Source organism: Streptomyces sp. NPDC029169 (assembly GCF_055563935.1).
Map to the genome: position 1 here is coordinate 1 of NZ_JBVHXA010000003.1, position 21760 is coordinate 21760.

Consider the following 21760-nt stretch of genomic DNA (forward strand, 5'->3'; position numbering starts at 1 on the left):
GCACCCACCCCATACGACAACGTCGGCCTTCAAGACCACAACCAGGTCTCGAAGGCCGACGTCACGCACAGGCCCCGGATTTGCCAACAGCATCCCAGCCGGTGCGGGGCCCCTCTCCGTACACGCGGTGTCCTAGCGGACGGCCTTCCGGGCTCCGCCGAACGAGGCGACGGCGGCCACGGCGAGGAACACGAACGTCATGAGGTCCCTGCCCTCGTTCCACACCTCCGTCAGCAGCGAGAAGTGCTCGAAGAACATCTCCGTCACCGGGACGCCCAGCTCCTTGCCGCCGATGATCGCGATGCCGAGGAGCTGCCCCAGGTAGACGGCGCCGAGGGCGAGCACGGCGCTGACCACCGGCAGGGCCGCGTTGGTGCCGCCGACCTTGGAGGCCGCGAAGCCGATGAGGAAGCCGACGCCGATGGCGGCCCAGCCGATCTCGCGCTCGATGGCTCCGGCGATCCCGCCGTAGACACCCGCGGCGACGAGAGCGGCGACCAGGGCGGCCACCAGGCCCAGGCCTACGTTGTCGCGAGCCGGGGCGGCCGGCGGGGCGGGCGGATACGAGGTGGGCGCGGCGCCGTCGGCGAACGGGTTGCCGGGCGGCGGAACGGACTGAGACATGGTGCTGATCCCCCCAGGGACACGTGCGCACGGATGTGCGATCGAAGAGCCCGGAGACTAGCAGTCCGCTCCGACACCTCGCCCGGGGGTTTTCGTGAGGGCTCAGAGCCGGTGCGCCGCTCCCGCCGGGGTGGCGCCGCGGGTGTCCAGGAGCAACTGGGCCTTCACCGACAGGCCCTGGAGGTCGTACGTGCGGTGGTGTTGCAGAAGGACCGTCAGGTCGGCGTGGGCGGCGGCCTCGTAGAGGGAGTCGGCGCGGGGGACCGGGAGGTCGCGGACGCGCCAGTCCGGGACGTGCGGGTCGTGGTAGCCGACCACCGCGCCGAGGTCCATCAGGCGGCGGGCGATCTCGTCGGCGGGGGAGCTCTCCCGGTCGGCGAGATCGGGTTTGTACGTGATGCCGAGCAGAAGCACCCTGGCTCCGCGGGCCGACTTCCCGTGCTCGTTGAGGAGGGTCGCACAGCGCTGGATGACGTACTGCGGCATGCGTTCGTTGACCTGCGTCGCCAGCTCGACCATGCGGAGCGGGCGGTGCGGGCCCAGGCGTTCGACGGGGACGCCGTGGCCGCCCACGCCCGGCCCCGGGCGGAAGGCCTGGAAGCCGAACGGCTTGGTCTCGGCGCAGCGGATGACGTCCCAGAGGTCGACGCCGAGTTCGTGGCAGAGCACCGCCATCTCGTTGACGAGGGCGATGTTGACGTGCCGGAAGTTGGTCTCCAGGAGCTTGACCGTCTCGGCCTCCCGCGGGCCACGCGCGCGTACCACCTTGTCGGTGAGCCGGCCGTAGAAGGCCGCGGCGGACTCGGTGCAGGCGGGGGTGAGGCCGCCGATGACCTTGGGGGTGCCCGCGAAGCCGTGGGTGCGGTTCCCGGGGTCGATCCGCCCGGGGGAGTACGCGAGATGGAAGTCGCGGCCCGCGCGCAGCCCCGAGCCCTCCTCCAGGAGGTCTCGCAGCACACCTTCGGTGGTGCCGGGGTGGACGGGCGATTCGAGCAGCACCGTCGTGTGCGGGCGCAGGCGCACGGCGAGGGCCCGGGCCGCGGCGGTGACGGCGGTGAGGTCGAGGGTCCGGTCCGCGCCGAGCGGGGTCGGGGCGCAGATGACGGCCGTACGCACACGGCCGAGTTCGGCCGGGTTGGTGGTGGGCCGGAAGCCCCCCGAGAGCATCCGGCGGATCTCCGACGCGGTGAGCGAGCCGTCGACGGGTGGGCGGCCGGCGGCGAGTTCGGCGACGGGGCGGGGGTCGGTGTCGAAGCCGATGGTGTCGATGCCGGCGGCGGTCGCGGCCTGGGCGAGGGGGAGTCCGAGGTGACCGAGGCCGATGACGGCGAGATCAGCGGGCATGAAGGTGGGCCGTCCTTCCCAGTAGCCGGAGGGGACGAGTAGCGCAACCCCTGTGGACAGAACGGGGCGAGTGCAATGTCAGACTAGGCGTAAATATGACCGATATGCCGCATTGCGTGGTCGAAGGTCGCCGAGTGTTATCCACAGGCGGTGGCTGAAGTCGGAGGGCGGGGACAGAATCGAGTCTGTGAGCCCGATCACGCGGGGGGACGACGGGAGGCAGCGGTGAGGACAGCGACACTGGGACCGGCCGAGCGCGCCGAGGCGCTGGCGGAGATGGCCGAGCGTGAACTGGACGTGCTGGTCGTGGGCGCCGGGGTGGTCGGCGCCGGGACGGCCCTCGACGCGGTCACGAGAGGACTCTCGACGGGCCTCGTGGAGGCCCGTGACTGGGCCTCCGGCACCTCCAGCCGGTCGAGCAAGCTGATCCACGGCGGCCTGCGCTATCTGGAGATGCTGGACTTCGCGCTGGTACGGGAGGCGCTGAAGGAGCGCGGCCTGCTCCTGGAGCGGCTCGCACCCCATCTCGTGAAGCCCGTCCCCTTCCTCTACCCCTTGCAGCACAAGGGCTGGGAGCGGCTCTACGCCGGCTCGGGCGTCGCGCTGTACGACGCGATGTCGGTCTCCTCGGGCCACGGCCGCGGACTGCCGGTCCACCGCCACCTCTCCCGCAAGAACGCCCTTCGGGTGGCCCCCTGTCTGAAGAAGGACGCCCTGGTCGGCGCGTTGCAGTACTACGACGCCCAGATGGACGACGCCCGCTTCGTCGCCACGCTGGTCCGCACGGCCGCGAGCTACGGCGCGAAGGCGGCCAGCCGCGCGCGGGTGATCGGCTTCCTGCGCGAGGGCGAACGGGTGGTCGGCGCCCGGGTCCAGGACGTCGAGGCGGGCGGGGAGTACGACATCCGCGCGAAGCAGATCGTGAACGCGACCGGGGTGTGGACGGACGACACCCAGGCGCTCATCGGGGAGCGGGGACAGTTCCATGTACGGGCGTCGAAGGGCATCCATCTGGTCGTACCGAAGGACCGGATTCACTCGAATACCGGACTGATCCTGCGGACCGAGAAGTCGGTGCTGTTCGTGATCCCGTGGGGGCGGCACTGGATCGTGGGCACCACGGACACCGACTGGGACCTGGACAAGGCGCATCCGGCCGCGTCCAGCGCCGACATCGACTATCTCCTGGAGCATGTCAACAGCGTCCTGGCGGTGCCGCTCACCAGGGACGACGTCCAGGGGGTGTACGCGGGCCTGCGGCCGCTGCTTGCCGGCGAGTCGGACGCCACGAGCAAGCTCTCGCGCGAACACACCGTCGCCCACCCGGTCCCCGGCCTGGTGGTCGTGGCCGGCGGCAAGTACACCACCTACCGGGTGATGGCCAAGGACGCCGTGGACGAGGCGGTGCACGGACTCGACCAGCGGGTCGCCGCCTGCGTCACCGAGGACGTCCCGCTCCTGGGCGCCGAGGGCTACCGGGCCCTGTGGAACGCCAGGGCGAGGATCGCCGCCCGGACCGGACTCCATGTCGTCCGGGTCGAGCATCTGCTCAACCGGTACGGGTCGCTGACCGAGGAGATCCTCGAACTCATCGCCGCCGACCCCGGCCTCGCCGACCCGCTGACGGGAGCGGAGGACTATCTGCGCGCCGAGATCGTCTACGCGGCCTCGCACGAGGGGGCCCGGCACCTGGACGACGTGCTCACCCGGCGCACCCGGATCTCGATCGAGACCTTCGACCGCGGGACGCGCAGCGCGCTGGAGTGCGCCGAGCTGATGGCGCCGGTGCTCGGCTGGGACGCGCGCCAGATCGAGAAGGAGGTGGAGCACTACGAGAAGCGGGTGGAAGCGGAGCGGGAGTCCCAGCGGCAGCCCGACGACCTGACGGCGGACGCGGCCCGGCTCGGCGCCCCGGACATCGTGCCCATCTGACGATTGGTCCGGTTGGGGGAGGGTTGCGGCATCCTGTGGGTACGGACAGGGAACCCGGGAGGGGGGACTCGGCGTCGGGTGGCATGGTGGGAGCGCGGTGGGAGCGCTTTCCCCCGGGCCGTCCTCTCGGAGTGCGGACCCGGGATCGGCATCGGTCCCCGGGTGAGAGACAATGAGCTCTCTTCCAGGGCGGGTTACCGCATCGCGCGGGAAGCGGCGGACGCGGGCGGAGATCAGGGATCGCAGAGGGGACGCATGTCGGAGGCGGAGCAGTCGCGGGACACGGCGCGGGACCCTCGGCGGGACGCCGCAGCGGGTGCCGGAACCGACGGCGACCGGGGTGTTGTTCCAGCGGCACGTGAGGCGGAACCGGACGCGAAGTCCGGTACGGAGAAGGTCCCGGCGGGGGGTGCGGAGGAGGTCCCGGCGGGCGGTGCGAAAGCGGCCGCCGAGGCGGCCGTCGAAGCGGACGCCGCCGAGGACGCGCCGGGCGCGCCGGAGAAGTCCGGGACCCCTGGGCCGGCTGGTGCCGCGCCCTCCGACGCCGCGCCGGCTGACGGCATGCCATCTGACGGTGAGCCGGCCGGTGCCTCGCCGGCTGGTGCCCGGAGGGCCGAGGTCGCGCCGGCCGGCGGTGCGGCCGAGGCGAAGGCGAGGAGTGAGGCTCCTGGGGTCGGCAAGTCCGCGGGCGGCGGGCGTTCTGGGGTGGCCGCGGGGGGCGGTGTGACGGCCGAAGGGCGTCTGCTTGCCGGGCGGTACCGGCTCGACGGCGTCCTTGGGCGTGGCGGCATGGGCACCGTGTGGCGTGCGGTCGACGAGACCCTCGGCCGGACCGTCGCCGTCAAGGAACTCCGCTTCCCCAACAGCATCGACGAGGACGAGAAGCGACGCCTCATCACCCGGACCCTGCGCGAGGCGAAGGCCATCGCCCGGATCCGTAACAACGGCGCCGTCACCGTCTACGACGTCGTCGACGAGGACGACCGGCCGTGGATCGTCATGGAGCTCATCGAGGGCAAGTCCCTCGCCGAAGCCGTCCGTGAGGACGGCACGCTCACGCCGCACCGCGCTGCCGAGGTCGGCCTCGCGATCCTCGACGTGCTGCGCTCCGCGCACCGCCAGGGCATCCTGCACCGCGACGTGAAGCCGTCCAACGTCCTGATCGCCGAGGACGGCCGGGTCGTGCTCACCGACTTCGGCATCGCGCAGGTCGAGGGCGACCCCTCGATCACCTCCACCGGCATGCTCGTCGGCGCCCCCTCCTACATCTCGCCCGAGCGGGCCCGCGGCCACAAGCCCGGCCCCGCCGCCGACATGTGGTCGCTGGGCGGACTGCTGTACGCGAGCGTCGAGGGCAGCCCGCCGTACGACAAGGGTTCCGCGATCGCGACGCTCACCGCCGTGATGACCGAGCCCGTCGACCCGCCGAAGAACGCGGGGCCGCTCCTTGAAAAGGTCATCTACGGTCTGCTGGCCAAGGACCCGGACCAGCGGCTCGACGACGCCGGTGCGCGCGTGCTGCTCCGGGCCGTGCTCGACGCGCCCGCGCCGGTCGTGGTGCCGGAGCCGTCGGCCGAGGCGACCAGGGTCGTACCGCTGCCCCCGATTCCGCCGGAGCCCCCGAAGCAGCACAAGCAGCCGAAGTCCCCGGACGCGGGCGCCGATCGGATGCGTGGCGCGCTGCAGTCCGTACGGAACGCGGCCGCCTCGGCGCGCTTCGAGCAGAAGCCCAGACCGGAGCCGCTGCAGGGCGGCACCAGGCCGGCGCAGCCGCGGGCCTCGCTCACCGACGTCGTACCGCGCCGCACGCTCGTCATCATCGCGGGGATCGTGGTCCTCGCCCTGCTCGGCACGATCCTCGCCGTCGCGCTCGGCGGCGGTGACGACGGTACGGACGCCAAGGGCGGCGGCAAGGGCTCCGACAAGGTCACCTCGGCCGGGGCCACGGCCGGCAGCGGAGACACCCAGGGCAAGGGCCAGACCCCGAGCGACCCCGGTCAGCAGGACGACGAGCAGCCGACGGGCTCGGGCTCCGGTTCGGGCTCGGGCGGGCAGAGCGGTACGCCGTCCGGGGAGCCGGGCACCGGCGCCCCGGGGACGCAACTGCCCGCCGGGTACACCATGGTGACCAACAGCCGGTTCCACTTCTCCATGGCGATGCCGTCCTCCTTCAAGCTCAACGCCATAGCGGGCCGGAACTCGGGCGGCATCTTCAACGCCGACGGCGGATACCCGCGCGTGCAGGTCGACTACAACAGCAGCCCGAAGGACGACGCCGCCGCCGCGTGGGCGGCGGCCGTGGCCGGTGTCTCGGCCAGCAGCAACGGCTACCGGCACATCGACATCAAGCCCGTCTCGTACAAGGGCTACCCGACGGCCGCCGACTGGGAGTTCGAGCGCAACGAGAAGGGCATGCGGGTCCGGATACTGAACCGGGGCTTCAAGGTCGACGCCACACACGGCTACTCGATCATGATCAGCTGCAAGGCGGACGAGTGGGACGCCGCCGCGTGCAAGACCCTGCGGGAGACGGCGTTCGCCACGTTCAGCCCCAAGGACTGACCGGCGCCACGTATCGTGAGAAGCCGTGGACCGTACGCAGCCGAAAACCGCCGCCAACTGTACGGGCCAGGATCGGAATTGACGGTTTCGCGCGTTCCGTGCGATTCATGAGCTGAACGGGATCCGTGCGACCCGGGGGACAGCGCGCTCGGTGGGGAGGCGTCGTGGACGACTACGCGGGAAGGGTGCTCGCCGACCGCTATCGCCTGCCCGTGCCGCCGCAGGACGCGTACGAACTCGTCGAGACGCGCGCCTTCGACACCTACAGCGGGCAGGAAGTCCTGGTCCGCCAGGTGCCGTTGCCCGAGGTGATCGACGCCGAGGTCGTCGACGAGGACGGCACCGGATACACCCCGCACCGGGCGAGTTCCGGCCGGGCGACCCGGCGGCCGGCCGACCCCGCGGTGCGGCGCGCGGTCGAGGCGGCGCAGGCCGCCGCGCAGATCCCGGACCACCCACGGCTCGACCAGGTCTTCGACGTGTTCGCGGAGGCCGGTTCGCTGTGGATAGTGAGTGAACTGGTCGAGGCCAGGCCCCTGGCGGCGCTTCTCGCCGAGCGGCCGCTGAGCCCGTACCGCGCGGCCGAGATCGGCTCCGACGTCCTCACCGCCCTGCGCGCGCTGCACGCGCACGGCTGGACCCACCGGAACATCACCCCGCGGACCGTGCTCGTCTGCGACGACGGACGGGTGGTCCTCACCGGCCTCGCGGCAGGCGCGGCGGAGGAGGCCCTCTGCGGCTACGCACCGGTGCCGTTCACCGAGGAGGACGAGCGGGGGTACGGGACCGAGGGGGACCACGGTCCCGGCCGCCACGGGCCCCCCGTCGCCGAGGCGGAACCGGCCGGTACGGCGGGCGGCCCGGTGGCGCGGCCCGAACTCCCGGCGGGGACCGGCACATCGGCAGCGGCGCCGGACGTACGGGCGGTCCGTGCGGGTGCCATCGCCGCGTACCGGGCGGGAGCCCGTGCCGCGGCGCACATCGGCGAGACCGGGGCCGTCCCGGTTCCGCGTCCGACCCCCGAGCCGACCCAGGAGCCCGCCCCCGAGCCCCCCGCCGCGTCCCCCGCCCTGCCCACACCGCCCGCGCCCGTCCCCGCGCAGGGCCTCGGTCCGGAGCCGCACTGGTGGTCCCAGACCGGCGACGACGAGGACGAGGACGACGGGGACGACGAGTACCCGGCCCCGTACCGCAAGGGCTACGGCAGCGAAGGCGGCGGGCCGCCCCGGGCGTTGCTCGCCGGCACCTGGAGCGACGGGCCACACGCCTCGCGCGACGCCTCCGGCCCCGTACCGGCGGGCGGCAGCCAGGCGCTGCCCGCACTCCCGGCCGGCTACACCCCCGCGGCCGCCCCGGAACCGGCGCCGGTCCGCGTACCCGCACCCGCCCCCGTACCCGCCTCCGCCGGTTGGGACGGGCCCGGCGAGGCGAGCCCGCCCATGGCCGTCTACCGTGGCCCGGCCACCCGGCTCGCCGCCGAACGCGCCCGCCAGGCCCGGATCGCCGTCGTCGGCGCGGTCACCGAGCGCTGGGCGCCCGAGCAGGCCGGACCGGTCCACGAGAACTGGCGCCTGGCCCCGCCCATCGGCCCCGCCACCGACCTCTGGGCGCTCGGCGCGCTCCTCTACCGCGCCGTCCAGGGCCATGCCCCGTACCCCGAGGACAGCGCAGCCGAGCTCGTCCAGCTGGTCTGCGCCGAGCCCCCGGCCTTCGCCGAGGAGTGCGGCCCGCTGCGCCCCGTCGTCGAGTCCCTGCTGCGCCAGGACCCCACCGAGCGCCCCGACTTCGAGGAGCTGCGTGGCTGGCTGCGCTCCCTCGTGCGGTCGGCTCCCGAGCCGGAGGCGGGCGTGGGGATCGTGCCCTTGCCGTCCGTGGACGCGACGCGGCTGCCGATCGTACGGCGCCGTGGCGAGCTGGTGCGCAGGCGCCGCGGAGGCGCGGCAGGCGGCCGTCATCGCCACCGGAAGGGCAGGCACCACCAGGACGTGCCCGGCCGCGACGAGCCCCGGGCCGTACGGCAGGACCAGCGGTACGACCAGCGGTACGACCAGCGCCGGGAGTTCCCCCAGGAACACTTCCACGAGGAGCTCCCGCAGCGGGCGCCCCGTGCGCCCCGAGCGCCGCGCCGAGCCGGCGGCTCCCCGCGCTCTCTCGGCCGTACGCTCCTGTTGCTGATCCTCCTTCTGCTCGTCGGCACCGTCGCGTACGCGGTGATGTTCATGCCCAAGAACGGCGCGGAAGGCGAACGGCCGGCGGGCTCGACCGTCACGCCCACATCCGGACCGAGTTCCCAGCCGCCCGCCAAGCCGACCCCAACGCAGACGCCCAGTCCCGCGAAGACGACCCCGCCGGCCGCCACCCCGAGCGCCCCCGCCCTCGCCGCCGGGTACACCCTGCGCAAGGACCCGGAAGGCTTCGAGGTCGGTGTCGCCAAGGACTGGCGCCGCAGCCCGATCAACGACGCCGGACAAGTCCGCTACACCGGGGGCGATTTCACCCTGATCGTCGTCCCCGGCCGGGATACGGTCCAGGCCAACGGCTCGGATCCGCTGGCGTACCAGCGCACCAAGGAGCGCGAGCTCCAGCCGTGGCGGGAGTCCTCGTGGGCCGGGGCCTCGGGTGTGCAGCGGATCGACGTGGGGCAGCAGGCCATGGCCGTCGGCCAGTTCACCTGGAAGGACAGTACGGGCCGCGACGTCTTCGTCCGCAACCTCGCCCTGATCGAGGCCGGCCGCTACCACGTCGTCCAGGTCATCGGCCCGGAGAGCGAACGCGACAAGGTGTCCGAAATCTACGACCAGGCGGTGAAGGCCTACCGGGCCACCCGCTGAGAGGTGGCCGAAAAGCGACGGTTCTTCGCCGGCTGGTCACAGTGCGGTTCCTATGCCAGCCCCGAGGTTCCGTCTCCCATGTCCCCCTCCGTAACCTGGCATCCGAAGGAACAGGCGGGGGACAGTGGAACATTCTCAGGGCGCGGACACGGGAGCGGGGCTGCTGCTCGCCGGGCGGTACCGGCTGGCCGAGACCATCGGCCGCGGAGGCATGGGCAAGGTCTGGCGGGCGCACGACGAGGTGCTGCACCGGGTGGTGGCGGTCAAGGAGTTGACGGCGGGTCGGTTCGTGGCCGAGGCCGACCGCCTCGTCCTGCACGCCCGTACGCAGAAAGAGGCCCGCGCCGCGGCGCGGATCACCCACCCGGGCGTGGTCACCGTGCACGACGTACTGGAGCACGACGACCGGCCGTGGATCGTCATGCAGTACGTCGACGGGCCCTCGCTCGCGGACGCCGCGAAGGAGGCCGGCACGATCGAGCCCCGCGAGGCGGCCCGGATCGGGCTGCACGTCCTCGGGGCCCTGCGCGCCGCCCACGCCGCCGGAGTGCTGCACCGGGACGTCAAGCCCGGCAACGTTCTCCTGGCCCGCGACGGACGGGTCCTGCTCACCGACTTCGGTATCGCGGCGATCGAGGGCGACTCGACGATCACGCGGACCGGTGAACTCGTCGGCTCCATCGATTATCTGGCGCCGGAGCGGGTACGGGGCGGGGACCCCGGCCCGGCCTCCGACCTCTGGTCACTGGGCGCGACGCTGTACACGGCGGTGGAGGGCACGTCGCCGTTCCGGCGGACCTCGCCGATCAGCACCATGCAGGCCGTGGTGACCGAGGAGCCGCCGCATCCGGCGAAGGCGGGCGCGCTGGCGTCCGTCATCGTCGCGCTGCTCCGCAAGGACCCGGAGGGCCGGCCGCGCGCCGACGAGGCCGAGCGGATGCTGCTCGACGCCATGGAGGGCCGCAGCCCGCAGGCGGCGCAGGCGTACGTGCCGACGCAGCGCGTGGGGCGCGAGGAGCTCACCTCCGCGACCGCCCGGCTGCCGGAGCCCGCCGGGCCCTCCGCCGCGCCCCCTTCGGCCGGGGCCCCTTCGACCACCACCCCGACGCTCGCCGCCCCCGCCGGTAGGGGCGGTCGCGGCCGGTGGCGTACGGCGGTCATGGCGGCCGTTCTCGCCGGTCTGGTCGCCGGTGGAGCCGTCTTCGCCGCCATGCAGTACTCCGGCGGAGGCGGCAAGGCCGGGGACGCCGGTCACAGCACGCAGCCCGAGGTGACGAAGCCCGCCAAGGGTTCCCTCCCGGCCGGCTGGCACCGCGTCGAGGACCCCGAGGGCTTCAGCCTGGCGGTGCCCAAGGGCTGGAAGCGCCAGATGAACGGTGACAACATCGACTACACGCCGGACAACGGACGCCACCGGATCCGGATCAGCATCGACCCCACGCCCGACTTCGAGAACCCCTACATGCACGCGCTGGACCTGGAGAAGACCGTGAAGAGGCGGGCCCAGTACCAGAAGGTCCTGCTGAACCAGAACACCTACCGCGACCAGGTCCGCTCCGCGCTGTGGGAGTTCACCTGGCAGGAGAAGGCGGACTTCCCGGGCCCGCGGCACGCGATCGACCAGATGTACTTCGGCGACGACGGCACCGAGTACGCCCTGTTCATGGCCTCGCCGGAGTCGAGCTGGGAGACCACCCGGGAACAGTTCGACATCGTCCTGCAGCACTGGCGGGCGCCGGGCGACTGACTGGTCCGGGAATCCGCGAAATCACACTCCCGGTCGCCGTAAGCCCCTGATCAGGGTTTATGTGCCAGTGATCACTGGCGTGATTGTGTGCACCCCGTGAAAACGCGTTACCGACGGGTACCCAAAGACCGGAATGCCGCCTACTCTCGCCCTCATGACGGACACGCAGGCACCCGCCGCCACGGACACGGCCACCACCGCCCCCCGTACGAACCCGCTCGCGCCCTCGCCGGCCGGTGCCCGTACCGCCGCCGACGTGGTCACGCCCGAGGTGGTCGCCCAGCTCACCCGCGGGGTCGCCGGCTCCGGCCGCACCGCGAACCACACCCCCTTCACCGGGGAGAAGCTGGCCGAGCTGCCCGAGTCCACCCCCGAGGACGTCGCCGAGGCCTTCGCCCGCGCCCGCGCGGCCCAGGGCGCCTGGGCCGCGACCCCCGTCAAGGCCCGCGCCGCCGTGCTGCTCCGCTTCCACGACCTGATGCTCGAGCGCCAGGCCGAGGTCCTCGACCTCATCCAGCTGGAGACCGGCAAGGCCCGCCTGCACGCCCACGAAGAAGTCCAGGCGGTCGCCGTCGCCGCCCGCCACTACGGCCGCAAGGCCCCCTCCTACCTGCGCCCCAAGCGCCACACCGGCGTCGTACCGACCCTCACCAAGGTCACCGAGCTGCGCCAGCCGCGCGGTGTCGTCGGCCAGATCGCGCCCTGGAACTACCCCCTGGAGCTGTCGGTCGGCGACGCGCTGCCCGCCTTCGTCTCGGGCAACGCCGTCGTGATGAAGCCGGACACCGAGACCGCGCTCACCGCGCTGTGGGCCCGCGACCTGCTCATCGAGGCCGGGCTGCCCGCCGAGGTCTTCCAGGTCGTCATCGGCGACGGACCGGTCGTCGGCCCCGAGGTCGTCAAGCACGCCGACTACGTCTCGTTCACCGGCTCCACCCGTACGGGCCGCGAGGTCGCCCAGGGCGCCGCGGCCCGGCTCGTCGGCGTCACCCTCGAACTCGGCGGCAAGAACGCCATGCTGGTCCTCAAGGACGCTGACATCGAGAAGGCCGCGGCCGGCGCCGTCCGCGCCTGCTTCTCCTCCGCCGGCCAGCTCTGCATCTCCATCGAGCGCCTGTACGTCCACGAGTCGGTCGCCGACGACTTCGTCGCCCGCTTCGCCGCCCGTACGAAGGCGATGCGCCTCGGCAACTCCCTCTCCTACGGCGCCGACATGGGCTCCCTCGTCGGCGAGCGCCAGCTGGAGACGGTCACGAAGCACGTGGAGGAGGCCGTCGCCAAGGGCGCCAAGCTGGTCGCCGGCGGTGTCGCCCGCCCCGACATCGGCCCGCTCTTCTACGAGCCGACCATCCTCGACGGCGTCGAGTCCCCGATGGCCGTCTGCACCGAGGAGACCTTCGGACCGGTCGTCTCCATCTACCGCTTCACGGACGAGGACGAGGTCGTCGAGCTGGCCAACGCCACCCCGTACGGACTCAACTCCTCGGTCTGGACGAAGGACTCGCGCCGCGGCCACGCCGTCGCCGCCCGGCTGCGTACCGGCACCGTCAACATCAACGAGGGGTACGCGCCGGCGTACGGCAGCGTCCAGGCGCCCATGGGCGGCATGAAGGACTCCGGACTCGGCCGGCGCCACGGCTCGGAGGGCATCCTCAAGTTCACCGAGGCCCAGACCGTGGCCCAGCAGCGGCTGATGCCGCTCGCGCCCTCCTTCGGGATGGACGACGAGAAGTACGCCGCGCTCATGAGCCTGTCCCTCAAGGCAATGAAGGCCCTGCGCCTGCGCTGACCATCCCGCCGCCCCAACTGCCCCTTTTCGTACGAGGAGAGCCATGACCGCGGTACCCCCTGCCCAGAATCAGGAAGTGAGCGACGCGGACGGTGCGTACGACTACGACGTCATCGTCGTCGGCTCCGGCTTCGGCGGCTCGGTCACGGCCCTCCGCCTCACCGAGAAGGGCTACCGGGTCGGCGTCCTGGAGGCGGGCCGCCGCTTCACCCGTACCGAACTGCCCAAGAACTCCTGGGACCTGAAGAACTTCCTGTGGGCCCCGGCCCTCGGCCTCTACGGCATCCAGCGCATCCATCTGCTGGGCAACGTCATGGTGCTGGCGGGCGCGGGAGTGGGCGGCGGCTCGCTCAACTACGCCAACACCCTCTACGTACCGCCCGCGCCGTTCTTCAACGACCCGCAGTGGAAGGACATCACGGACTGGCAGGAGGAGCTGGCCCCCTACTACGACCAGGCCAAGCGGATGCTGGGCGTCCGGCTCAACCCGACCATGACCCCCTCGGACGTCCACCTCAAGGCCACCGCGCAGGCCATGGGGATCGGCGACACCTTCCACATGGCGCCGGTCGGGGTCTTCTTCGGTGACGGGGAGGACGCCACCGGTGAGGTGAAGGCGAAGCCGGGCGCGGAGGTCGCCGACCCGTACTTCGGCGGCGCGGGGCCCTCGCGCACGGCGTGCACCGAGTGCGGCGAGTGCATGACGGGCTGCCGCCACGGCGCCAAGAACACCCTCAACGAGAACTACCTCCACCTCGCCGAGAAGGCCGGCGCCGTCGTCCACCCGATGACCTCGGTCGTCGCCCTGACGGAGGACTCCCGGGGCGGGTACGCGGTGAAGACCCTCCCCACCGACAACAAGAAGAAGGGGCAGGGGCGGACGTTCACGGCACGGCGGGTCGTCGTCGCGGCCGGTACGTACGGGACGCAGACGCTGCTGCACCGGATGAAGGACTCCGGCCTTCTGCCCCGGATCTCCGCCCGGCTCGGCGAGCTGACCCGTACCAACTCGGAGGCGCTGGTCGGCTCGCAGACCACCGACCGGCGCTACCGCAAGAAGCACGGCGCGCCGAAGGTCGACTTCACGCGCGGCGTCGCGATCACGTCCTCGATCCACCCGGACGAGAACACCCACATCGAGCCGGTCCGTTACGGCAAGGGCTCGAACGCCATGGGCGGCATGACCGTCCTCCAGGTGCCGTACGGCGCCCATCGCGTACGGAACTGGCTCCTCGAACTGGTCAAGCACCCCACGCTCGCCGTCCGGTCCCTCTCCAACCGCCGCTGGTCGGAGCGGACGATCATCGGTCTCGTCATGCAGTCCCTGGACAACTCGCTGACGACCTACCGCAAGCCGGGCGGCATCGGAAAGGGCCTGCTCACGGCCCGCCAGGGGCACGGCGCGCCGAACCCGAACCAGATCCCCGAGGCGACCAGGGCGGCGTCCCTGCTCGCCGAGGAGATCAACGGATTCGCCGGCTCCAACATCGGCGAGCTGATGGGCACCCCGCTCACCGCGCACTTCCTGGGCGGCTGCCCGATCGGCGCCGACGCGGAGTCCGGTGTCATCGACCCGTACCACCGTCTCTTCGGGCACCCGGGCATCTCGGTCGTCGACGGCGCGGCGGTCTCCGCGAACCTCGGCGTCAATCCCTCGCTGACGATCACGGCGCAGGCGGAGCGGGCGATGTCCTTCTGGCCGAACAAGGGGGAGGAGGACCCGCGCCCGGCGCAGACCGAGGCGTACGTCCGGCTGTCCCCGGTCGAGCCGAAGTCCCCGGCGGTCCCGGCGGACGCCTTCGGGGCACTGAAGCTCCCGTTCCTGGGGATGCCGGCGGTCCCGCCGAAGAAGGCGTAGCCGTCCTGGGGCGGCCTGGCCGCCCTGGAGCGGAGAAACGGAAGAGGCGCTGCACCCCCCTCCGAGCGCAGCGCCTCTCCAGCTTCTGGGTGGTGCTGCATACATGACCTGTGGCCAGGGGGATTGGTTGTAGGGCAGAACCGGAAATGTCATGTGACGCGCGTCACGTGCGGTACGCATACGCAAGGGCCCCGCTGCGCGATTCCGGTCGCGCCGCGGGGCCCTTGGGGGATCGGCACCGGTGTCCGGGCAGCGGCGGTGCCGAGGGGGCGCGGCGCCGGGGGGTGCGCCGCGAGGGAGGTGATGGGGGACGGGAGGTGGGGGTGCTCATCTCGACCGGTTGCGGTCGGCCCCGGGCGTCCCCGGGGGCCGACCGCCCTTTATGGGTGACCGGGCTGCTGTCCCCTGCCGTCCGGTCACGCGCGCTGGGGCGAGGTCCCACGACGTACTTGCGGTACGTCACACGCCCCAGCGAAGCCACGCGTGGATTTTTCGGGCCCGCCCCTGGCTGGCACGGACAACGGGACCAACGAAGGGGTGCGGGAGCCGGTCACGCGCCGTACGGGTGAGACCCGGCCCGAACTCAGGTCCGTAGCGCCGCCCGCGGGAGCGCACTCAGACGCGGGCCCCGCCGCCCGCGGGAGCGCACTCAGACGCGGCCCCGGCACAGCTCCAGCATCGTCATCGCGAGGGCCGTGCCCGGCTTGCCCAGCGCGTCCCGGTAGTGGCCGAGCACCTCCATCTCGCGCGCGAGGTTCACCCGGCGGCCGCCCGAGCCGATCCGGGCCTCCTGGATCACGGCCGAGACGGCCATCCGTTCCTGGATCAGGCCGATGATCCGGTCGTCGAGCGCGTCGATCCGCTCGCGCGCGTCGCCGATGAGCGCGGCGGCCTCGTCGGTCCTGGCACCGGTCTTCTCGGTCGGGGTCACGGCGGTCTGAGTGGTCGTGGTCACGGTGGGGCTCCTCTGTGTCTCGGATGCCCCGGAGCGGCACGGCCCGGAAACGACAGAACGCCCCGGGCCTTGTCGGCCCGGGGCGCCTGGGAAGTCGCTTGTCAGTTGCTCAAGCAGCACGACCATGGCAGCCGGACGGGCCGGTGCCATAGGTAAAGACGAAGGTCATGAGCTTGCGCATGCGGACAGTATGGACCGGCCCTGGGGTCCTGGACAACCCGCGTCGCCAACTGCTGATTCGGTTGTTGGCTGTGGTTGGCCGGGGTGTCCCTCGATGGGGTGAACGGGGCCGGTTTCCAGGATCTTGCGCGTGTGAGGAACGCATGATCGGTGGTGGTGGCTGAGTGCGATGCGGCTAGGAAAGGGGGGTGGTGGGTGGCGCGCAAGCGGGGAGGGAAGCGTGAGCTGCGAGTGATCGCTGCCCCGTTCACCATCGTTGCCCCGTCCGGGGCCCGTATCCGGGACCGGCTCCGGGTCACCGCCGAGGAAGCCCAAGTGCTGTGGCTGGTTGGCGAGCACAATGGGCGCCATCAGCGGGCCGACCTTGCCGAACGCGTCAGCATGGGGAAGGTGAGGGCCAAGGAGAACCGGCGGACTGAGCGGAAGAAGAAGCTCACCGCCGTGTCGTCCTCGCGCTGGGCCGGGGCGATGACTCGCGCCAGCGAGGACCAGTACCAACTCTCGCTTCGTGTCCTGTTCGACGAGCGCGCCAGCCTGTGTCGGGCGATCCGGAAGATCGAACGCCGTCTGGCCGCGCCGTGCGGTAGGCGCGTGGGCAGGGTCCGTGGCTACGCCGACCAAGGCGAACGGGCGCAGAAGCAGCGCCGCCTGCAGGTCCTTAAGGCGCGTCTCGATGAGGTGGAAGAGCGTATCGAGGCCGGCCGCCCGGCGATTGTGGTCGGAGGTAAGCGGCTGGCCAAGTTGCGTCACAACCTTGAGGACGCCCACCTCACCGAGCACGAGTGGCGTCAGCGGTGGGACGCCGAGCGGCTGTTCCTCACCGCGGACGGCGAGTCCGGGGCCCCGCACGGCAACTACACGATCACTGTGGATCCGAACGACGGCAGCGTGACGATGGTGCTGCCCGAGCCGCTGCGGCATCTGGCCAACAGTCCGCGGAGCCGCTACCGACTGGGCTGCACCGCGGCCTTCTCACATCGCCGCGAGGAGTGGCTCGACCGCGTGACCGCCCGCCGGGCGGTGCGGTACGACATCACCTTCAACCCGGTACGAGACCGCTGGTACCTGGATGCCTCCTGGTCGGCGGACACCGTCGTACTGCCGACCCCGGAGGAGATCCGATCCTTCGGCGAACGCCTGCTCGGCATCGACCTCAACGCCGACCACCTCGCGGCCACCGTCCTCGACCCGCACGGCAACCCCATCGGCGAACCGATCACCGTCCCGATCGTCCTCACCGGCTCCGCCAGCACGCGGGACGGCCGCCTGCGGGCCGCCATCACCGCGATCATCGACATCGCGAAACAGCAGGACTGTGCCGGTATCGCAGTCGAGAACCTCGGCTTCGACGACGCCCGCGCCACCGGGCGGGAGACCATGGGCCGGGGCGCCCGGGGCAAGAAGTTCCGCCGTACCGTGGCCGGTATCCCCACCGCCCGCTTCCGGGAACGCCTGCGCGGCATGGCCTTCCATGCCGGGCTCGTGGTGATCGCGGTCGATCCGGCGTACACCTCGGTCTGGGGCGGACGGTACTGGCGCAAGCCGCTCCAGCAGCAGAACCAGAAGACCACCGTCACGCGGCATCACGGCGCCGCCGTGGCGATCGGCAGGCGTGGCCTGGGACACCGAATTCGGCGTCGGCCAGGTGTGACCGCTCCCGACCGGAGGATCGGACAGCGGAGAGCTACCGGCCAGACCGTATTCGAGCCCAGACCACGCGGGACCGCGAGCCCAACCAGGACAGGACGCACGCCAAACAGAGGCGGCAAGACGGACCTGCGCCGAAGTGACCAGCTCACGCTGTTCCCCGACCTCGAAGACCGTTCGCGAGGTCACCGGACCACCCGTCCGGATTCACGCGACTCGGCCAACACCGGCCAACATCGCCAGGAACGGTTCGGATGGTGAGACGACGAGCGGATACGGAAGGAAGGGGTGCTCGCGAAACCCTCGTCCGCGCCGGGCCGCTTCGAACGCGGCCAGATCATCGAACGCCCCGAAGCCCCCGCAGCGTGGCCGCTCGCGATGGCGGCGCCCCGAATCGGCAGGTACTCACGCCGGATCGGGCAGGTCCATCAGCGCGAGCTTGGCCGGGTCGATCACGACCGTGATGCCGGTGATCCTTTCGTTGGTGACGGTGAACGCGAGGACCGAGAGCGGGGTGCCGTCCTCGTGCCAGGAAATGATCCCTGGGAGGCCGTTGACGAGCACCGCTCGCCCCTGTGCGGCCGCGGTGGCGGACAGCTGTGCGCCGGCGGCGACCTTGGTGGCGCCGAGGGCGACGACCACGCCGTCCGGGGTGTCGACGGTCATTTTCACCTCGGGGTCGAGTACCCGCAGCAGCTTCTCGAAGTCGCCGCGGCGAGCCGCCGCCAGGAACGCCTCGACGACCTTTCGTCGCTCCCGTCCGACACCTGTCTGCCGCTCGGTCGCCTGCACCTTTCTGCGGGCTCGGCTGGCGAGCATCTTGGTGGCGGCGGTGGACTTGCCGAGGATCTGGCCGATCTCGTCGAACGGCACCGCGAACAGGTCGTGCAGCACGAACGCCAGCCGCTCACTCGGCCCGAGCGACTCCATAACGACGAGGAGCGCGAGCCCGACCGAGTCGGCGAGCACCGCGTCGTCCTCGGGAACAGGACTGTCGTCGAGCGTCACCACGAACTCGGGCAGACGGTTGTCGTAGGACGCCTCCGGGCGGACTTGGCGCGATCGCAGGACATCGAGGCTGATCCGGCCGACCACCGTGGTCAGCCAGCCGGCGAGGTTGTCGATGGCCGCCGCGTCCTGGCGGGAGAGCCGCAGCCACGCCTCCTGGACCACGTCCTCGGCATCGGCGTGCGATCCCAGGACGCGGTGGGCGACCGCGCGCAGCCGGTCACGCTGCGCCTCGAACGCATCGGCTACCGGGTCCGTCGGGCTGGTGTCGGACATGTTGTTACCTTCCTCGGCTCTGCTCCGTCATGGGTGATGACGTGCCCGGAAGGGCACAGGTAACCGATGAAGGAGCGAGTCCGATGGAAGCACGCATGAACGGCTCGGCGAATCCCGACGTGATCACCGCGATCCAGCACCTCTACAAGGCGATTCATGCCGGGGGTGTCGACGAGCGCTTGCTGTCTCTGGTCCACCTGCGCGCGAGCCAGATTAACGGCTGCAGCCCGTGCGTCTTTGCCACGCTCCAGTCCGCGAAGAAGGCCGGTGAGACCGAGGAGCGGCTGCACAACGTGGTCGCCTGGCGCGAGACGCCCTTCTACACCGATGAGGAGCGGGCAGCGCTCGAGCTGACTGAGGCCGCCACCCGGCTCCAGGACGGCGCACCGGGCGTGACCGACGAGATCTGGGACGCCGCCGCCGACCACTTCAGCGAGGAGCAGCTGTCCGCGATCATCCTGGAGATCGCGATGACCAACTTCTTCAACCGGATCAACCGCACGATCCGAGAGCAGGCCGGCAAGACCTGGTGAGCCGGGCGGGGCGTCATCCCCCGGAGGCCGCGCCTTCCTCACGTCAAGGGATGAGGCCCCCACAGACCGAAACTCCGGGGTCCGTGGCATTCGTGACAGGCACCCCGATCCACAGGTCAGGTGCAGCGGCTTGCCAGTGCGATCGACAGGCCGTACCGGGCGCTGGTCATCCTCGCAGCGGCGAGCGGACTCCGCCCGAGCGAGCTGCTGGGGCTTCAGGTCAAGCACGTGGACTTCCTACGGCGGACCGTCACGGTCGCACAGCAGGTGCAGTGGGAGAGCGGCAAGGGGGCGATGATCAGCCCGCCCAAGACGCGCCGCTCGTAGCGGACGGTTCCGGTTCCGGCTGCGGTGACAGACGTGCTGGCGGAGGACCTGGCGGGACGGAGCCGTGAGCCGGACGACTACCTCTTCCCCATGTCTGCCTGTGACCCCGGTAAGCCGATGTACTGGGAGCTGTTCCCGAAGCGGGTCTGGCGTCCGGCGACCAGGGCTTCCGGGCTGCCGTCCTGTACCCGGCTGCATGACCTTCGGCACACCTACGCCTCGGTCCTGATCGCCGCTGTTGAGGGACCGAAGACGGTCTCCGTCCGGCTCGGGGGCACCGTGGCCATCACCATGTCCGTGTACGCGCACCTGTTCCCGGACGAGGAAGAGGACACCCGTGCGATGGTCGGCATCATCATCGAAAGTGTCCTCCCTGTGCCCTCTGGCCCGGCTCAGGACGCTGCTTAGCAGGCCAGAGCCCTGTCGTGACGTCTGACTCGGATGGTGAGACGAAAAGCGACACCGGCGCGCCGGTAGAATCGACAAAGAGCCCCCTTCGGGGGAACCCCTCCTACCGCCGGAAGGCCGCCGAAGTGTCATCAGCGACCCCCGCTGCCGCGCCCGACGTCACCAACCCGGACGTAGTCCTCGTTGTCGACTTCGGCGCCCAGTACGCCCAGCTCATCGCCCGTCGCGTCCGTGAGGCGCGGGTCTACAGCGAGATCGTCCCGTCCACCATGCCGGTGGCCGAGATCCTGGCCAAGAAGCCGAAGGCGATCATCCTCTCCGGCGGCCCGTCCTCCGTGTACGCCGAAGGCGCCCCGCGCCTCGACCGGGCCCTCTTCGAGGCCGGCGTGCCCGTCTTCGGCATGTGCTACGGCTTCCAGCTGATGGCGACCACCCTCGGTGGCACCGTCGACAACACGGGCGCTCGTGAGTACGGCCGTACGCCGCTGCACGTCTCCAAGGCCGGATCGACCCTCTTCGAGGGCACCCCGACCGAGCAGTCCGTGTGGATGTCGCACGGCGACGCCTGCTCCGCCGCCCCCGAGGGCTTCACCGTCACCGCGTCCACGGACGTCGTGCCGGTCGCCGCCTTCGAGAACGACGAGAAGAAGCTGTACGGCGTCCAGTACCACCCCGAGGTGCTGCACTCCACGCACGGCCAGCAGATCCTGGAGCACTTCCTCTACCGGGGCGCCGGCATCGAGCCGTCCTGGACCACCGGCAACGTCATCGACGAGCAGGTCGCGGCCATCCGCGAGCAGGTCGGCACCAAGCGCGCCATCTGCGGTCTGTCCGGTGGCGTCGACTCCGCCGTGGCCGCCGCGCTCGTGCAGAAGGCCATCGGCTCGCAGCTGACCTGCGTGTACGTCGACCACGGTCTGATGCGCAAGGGCGAGACCGAGCAGGTCGAGAAGGACTTCGTCGCCGCGACCGGCGTCCAGCTGAAGGTCGTCGACGCGCAGGAGCGGTTCCTCACCGCGCTCGCCGGGGTCTCCGACCCCGAGGAGAAGCGGAAGATCATCGGCCGCGAGTTCATCCGCGTCTTCGAGCAGGCGCAGGCCGAGATCGTCGCCGAGGGGCACGAGGAGGGCGAGGACGTCGCCTTCCTCGTCCAGGGCACGCTCTACCCGGACATCGTCGAGTCCGGCGGCGGCACCGGCACCGCGAACATCAAGTCGCATCACAATGTGGGCGGCCTCCCCGAGGACCTGGAGTTCGAGCTCGTCGAGCCGCTGCGCCAGCTGTTCAAGGACGAGGTCCGCATGGTCGGCCAGGAGCTCGGCCTGCCGGAGGAGATCGTCCAGCGGCAGCCCTTCCCGGGCCCCGGCCTCGGCATCCGCATCGTCGGCGAGGTCACCAAGGACCGTCTCGACCTGCTGCGCGAGGCCGACGCCATCGCCCGCGAGGAGCTGACGGCCGCCGGTCTCGACCGCGACATCTGGCAGTGCCCGGTGGTCCTGCTCGCCGATGTGCGCTCCGTGGGCGTGCAGGGCGACGGCCGGACGTACGGTCACCCGATCGTCCTGCGCCCCGTCTCCTCCGAGGACGCCATGACGGCGGACTGGACGCGGATGCCGTACGACGTGCTCGCGAAGATCTCGACCCGGATCACCAACGAGGTCGCCGATGTGAACCGCGTGGTGCTCGACGTGACGAGCAAGCCGCCGGGCACCATCGAGTGGGAGTGATCCCGCAGATCC

The 21760-nt window shown here is 71.4% G+C and carries 13 protein-coding genes and 1 pseudogene; 10 read left to right on the top strand and 4 right to left on the bottom strand.

Going from position 1 to position 21760, the window contains the following annotated elements:
- Nucleotides 1-132 precede the first annotated feature (132 nt).
- Together ACZ4VI_RS06745 and ACZ4VI_RS06750 are read right to left on the bottom strand one after the other, a co-directional pair.
- Nucleotides 133-624: a hypothetical protein gene (locus tag ACZ4VI_RS06745; RefSeq protein ID WP_467997288.1), complete on the bottom strand. Its 492-nt coding sequence runs from the start codon at nt 622-624 to the stop codon at nt 133-135.
- Between the two features lie 102 nt (nt 625-726).
- Nucleotides 727-1968: a nucleotide sugar dehydrogenase gene (locus tag ACZ4VI_RS06750; protein WP_467997290.1), complete on the bottom strand. Its 1242-nt coding sequence runs from the start codon at nt 1966-1968 to the stop codon at nt 727-729.
- Between the two features lie 225 nt (nt 1969-2193).
- Between ACZ4VI_RS06750 and ACZ4VI_RS06755 the strand changes: the two genes are divergently transcribed.
- The 6 genes from ACZ4VI_RS06755 to ACZ4VI_RS06780 all read left to right on the top strand — a co-directional run bounded on the left by ACZ4VI_RS06755 (nt 2194) and on the right by ACZ4VI_RS06780 (nt 14687).
- A complete protein-coding gene (locus tag ACZ4VI_RS06755) occupies nt 2194-3900 on the top strand; it encodes a glycerol-3-phosphate dehydrogenase/oxidase (protein WP_467997292.1) in 1707 nt (568 codons plus the stop codon).
- A 255-nt stretch (nt 3901-4155) separates the two neighbouring features.
- A complete protein-coding gene (locus ACZ4VI_RS06760) occupies nt 4156-6462 on the top strand; it encodes a serine/threonine-protein kinase (protein WP_467997294.1) in 2307 nt (768 codons plus the stop codon).
- Between the two features lie 164 nt (nt 6463-6626).
- Nucleotides 6627-9293, top strand: a complete 2667-nt coding sequence (locus ACZ4VI_RS06765) for a protein kinase (protein ID WP_467997296.1) — start codon at nt 6627-6629, stop codon at nt 9291-9293.
- Between the two features lie 124 nt (nt 9294-9417).
- Nucleotides 9418-11040 (top strand): serine/threonine-protein kinase, encoded by a 1623-nt coding sequence (locus tag ACZ4VI_RS06770; RefSeq protein WP_467997298.1) that lies wholly within the window; start codon nt 9418-9420, stop codon nt 11038-11040.
- 154 nt (nt 11041-11194) lie between these two features.
- Nucleotides 11195-12829: a succinic semialdehyde dehydrogenase gene (locus tag ACZ4VI_RS06775; protein ID WP_467997300.1), complete on the top strand. Its 1635-nt coding sequence runs from the start codon at nt 11195-11197 to the stop codon at nt 12827-12829.
- Between the two features lie 43 nt (nt 12830-12872).
- The gene (locus ACZ4VI_RS06780; RefSeq protein ID WP_467997302.1) at nt 12873-14687 is read left to right on the top strand and encodes a GMC oxidoreductase; all 1815 of its coding nucleotides are present in this window, start codon (nt 12873-12875) and stop codon (nt 14685-14687) included.
- 649 nt (nt 14688-15336) lie between these two features.
- Here the strand turns inward: ACZ4VI_RS06780 and ACZ4VI_RS06785 are convergent.
- Nucleotides 15337-15642, bottom strand: coding sequence for a chorismate mutase (locus ACZ4VI_RS06785; protein WP_467997304.1), 306 nt, complete (start codon nt 15640-15642; stop codon nt 15337-15339).
- Between the two features lie 375 nt (nt 15643-16017).
- Between ACZ4VI_RS06785 and ACZ4VI_RS06790 the strand changes: the two genes are divergently transcribed.
- Nucleotides 16018-17730 (top strand): nuclease/transposase family protein, encoded by a 1713-nt coding sequence (locus tag ACZ4VI_RS06790; RefSeq protein WP_467997306.1) that lies wholly within the window; start codon nt 16018-16020, stop codon nt 17728-17730.
- Between the two features lie 144 nt (nt 17731-17874).
- Here ACZ4VI_RS06790 and ACZ4VI_RS06795 read toward each other — a convergent pair whose 3' ends face one another.
- Nucleotides 17875-18753 (bottom strand): sigma-70 family RNA polymerase sigma factor, encoded by an 879-nt coding sequence (locus tag ACZ4VI_RS06795; RefSeq protein ID WP_467997308.1) that lies wholly within the window; start codon nt 18751-18753, stop codon nt 17875-17877.
- 83 nt (nt 18754-18836) lie between these two features.
- Here ACZ4VI_RS06795 and ACZ4VI_RS06800 point away from each other — a divergent pair, with 83 nt between their 5' ends.
- The 3 genes and pseudogenes from ACZ4VI_RS06800 (at nt 18837) to guaA (ending at nt 21748) form a co-directional block, all read left to right on the top strand.
- Nucleotides 18837-19286, top strand: a complete 450-nt coding sequence (locus tag ACZ4VI_RS06800; RefSeq protein WP_467997310.1) for a carboxymuconolactone decarboxylase family protein — start codon at nt 18837-18839, stop codon at nt 19284-19286.
- A 120-nt stretch (nt 19287-19406) separates the two neighbouring features.
- Nucleotides 19407-20021, top strand: a pseudogene (locus ACZ4VI_RS06805) (site-specific integrase).
- Between the two features lie 125 nt (nt 20022-20146).
- The gene (gene guaA / locus ACZ4VI_RS06810; protein ID WP_467997311.1) at nt 20147-21748 is read left to right on the top strand and encodes a glutamine-hydrolyzing GMP synthase; all 1602 of its coding nucleotides are present in this window, start codon (nt 20147-20149) and stop codon (nt 21746-21748) included.
- The last annotated feature ends 12 nt before the right edge of the window (nt 21749-21760 follow it).

Excerpts from the sequence above, each read along its gene's own strand:
- ACZ4VI_RS06745 (WP_467997288.1), bottom strand. The coding sequence starts at position 624 with ATGTCTCAGTCCGTTCCGCCGCCCGGCAACCCGTTCGCCGACGGCGCC.
- ACZ4VI_RS06750 (WP_467997290.1), bottom strand. The coding sequence starts at position 1,968 with ATGCCCGCTGATCTCGCCGTCATCGGCCTCGGTCACCTCGGACTCCCC.
- ACZ4VI_RS06760 (WP_467997294.1), top strand. The coding sequence starts at position 4,156 with ATGTCGGAGGCGGAGCAGTCGCGGGACACGGCGCGGGACCCTCGGCGG.
- ACZ4VI_RS06775 (WP_467997300.1), top strand. The coding sequence starts at position 11,195 with ATGACGGACACGCAGGCACCCGCCGCCACGGACACGGCCACCACCGCC.
- ACZ4VI_RS06780 (WP_467997302.1), top strand. The coding sequence starts at position 12,873 with ATGACCGCGGTACCCCCTGCCCAGAATCAGGAAGTGAGCGACGCGGAC.
- ACZ4VI_RS06795 (WP_467997308.1), bottom strand. The coding sequence starts at position 18,753 with ATGTCCGACACCAGCCCGACGGACCCGGTAGCCGATGCGTTCGAGGCG.
- ACZ4VI_RS06800 (WP_467997310.1), top strand. The coding sequence starts at position 18,837 with ATGGAAGCACGCATGAACGGCTCGGCGAATCCCGACGTGATCACCGCG.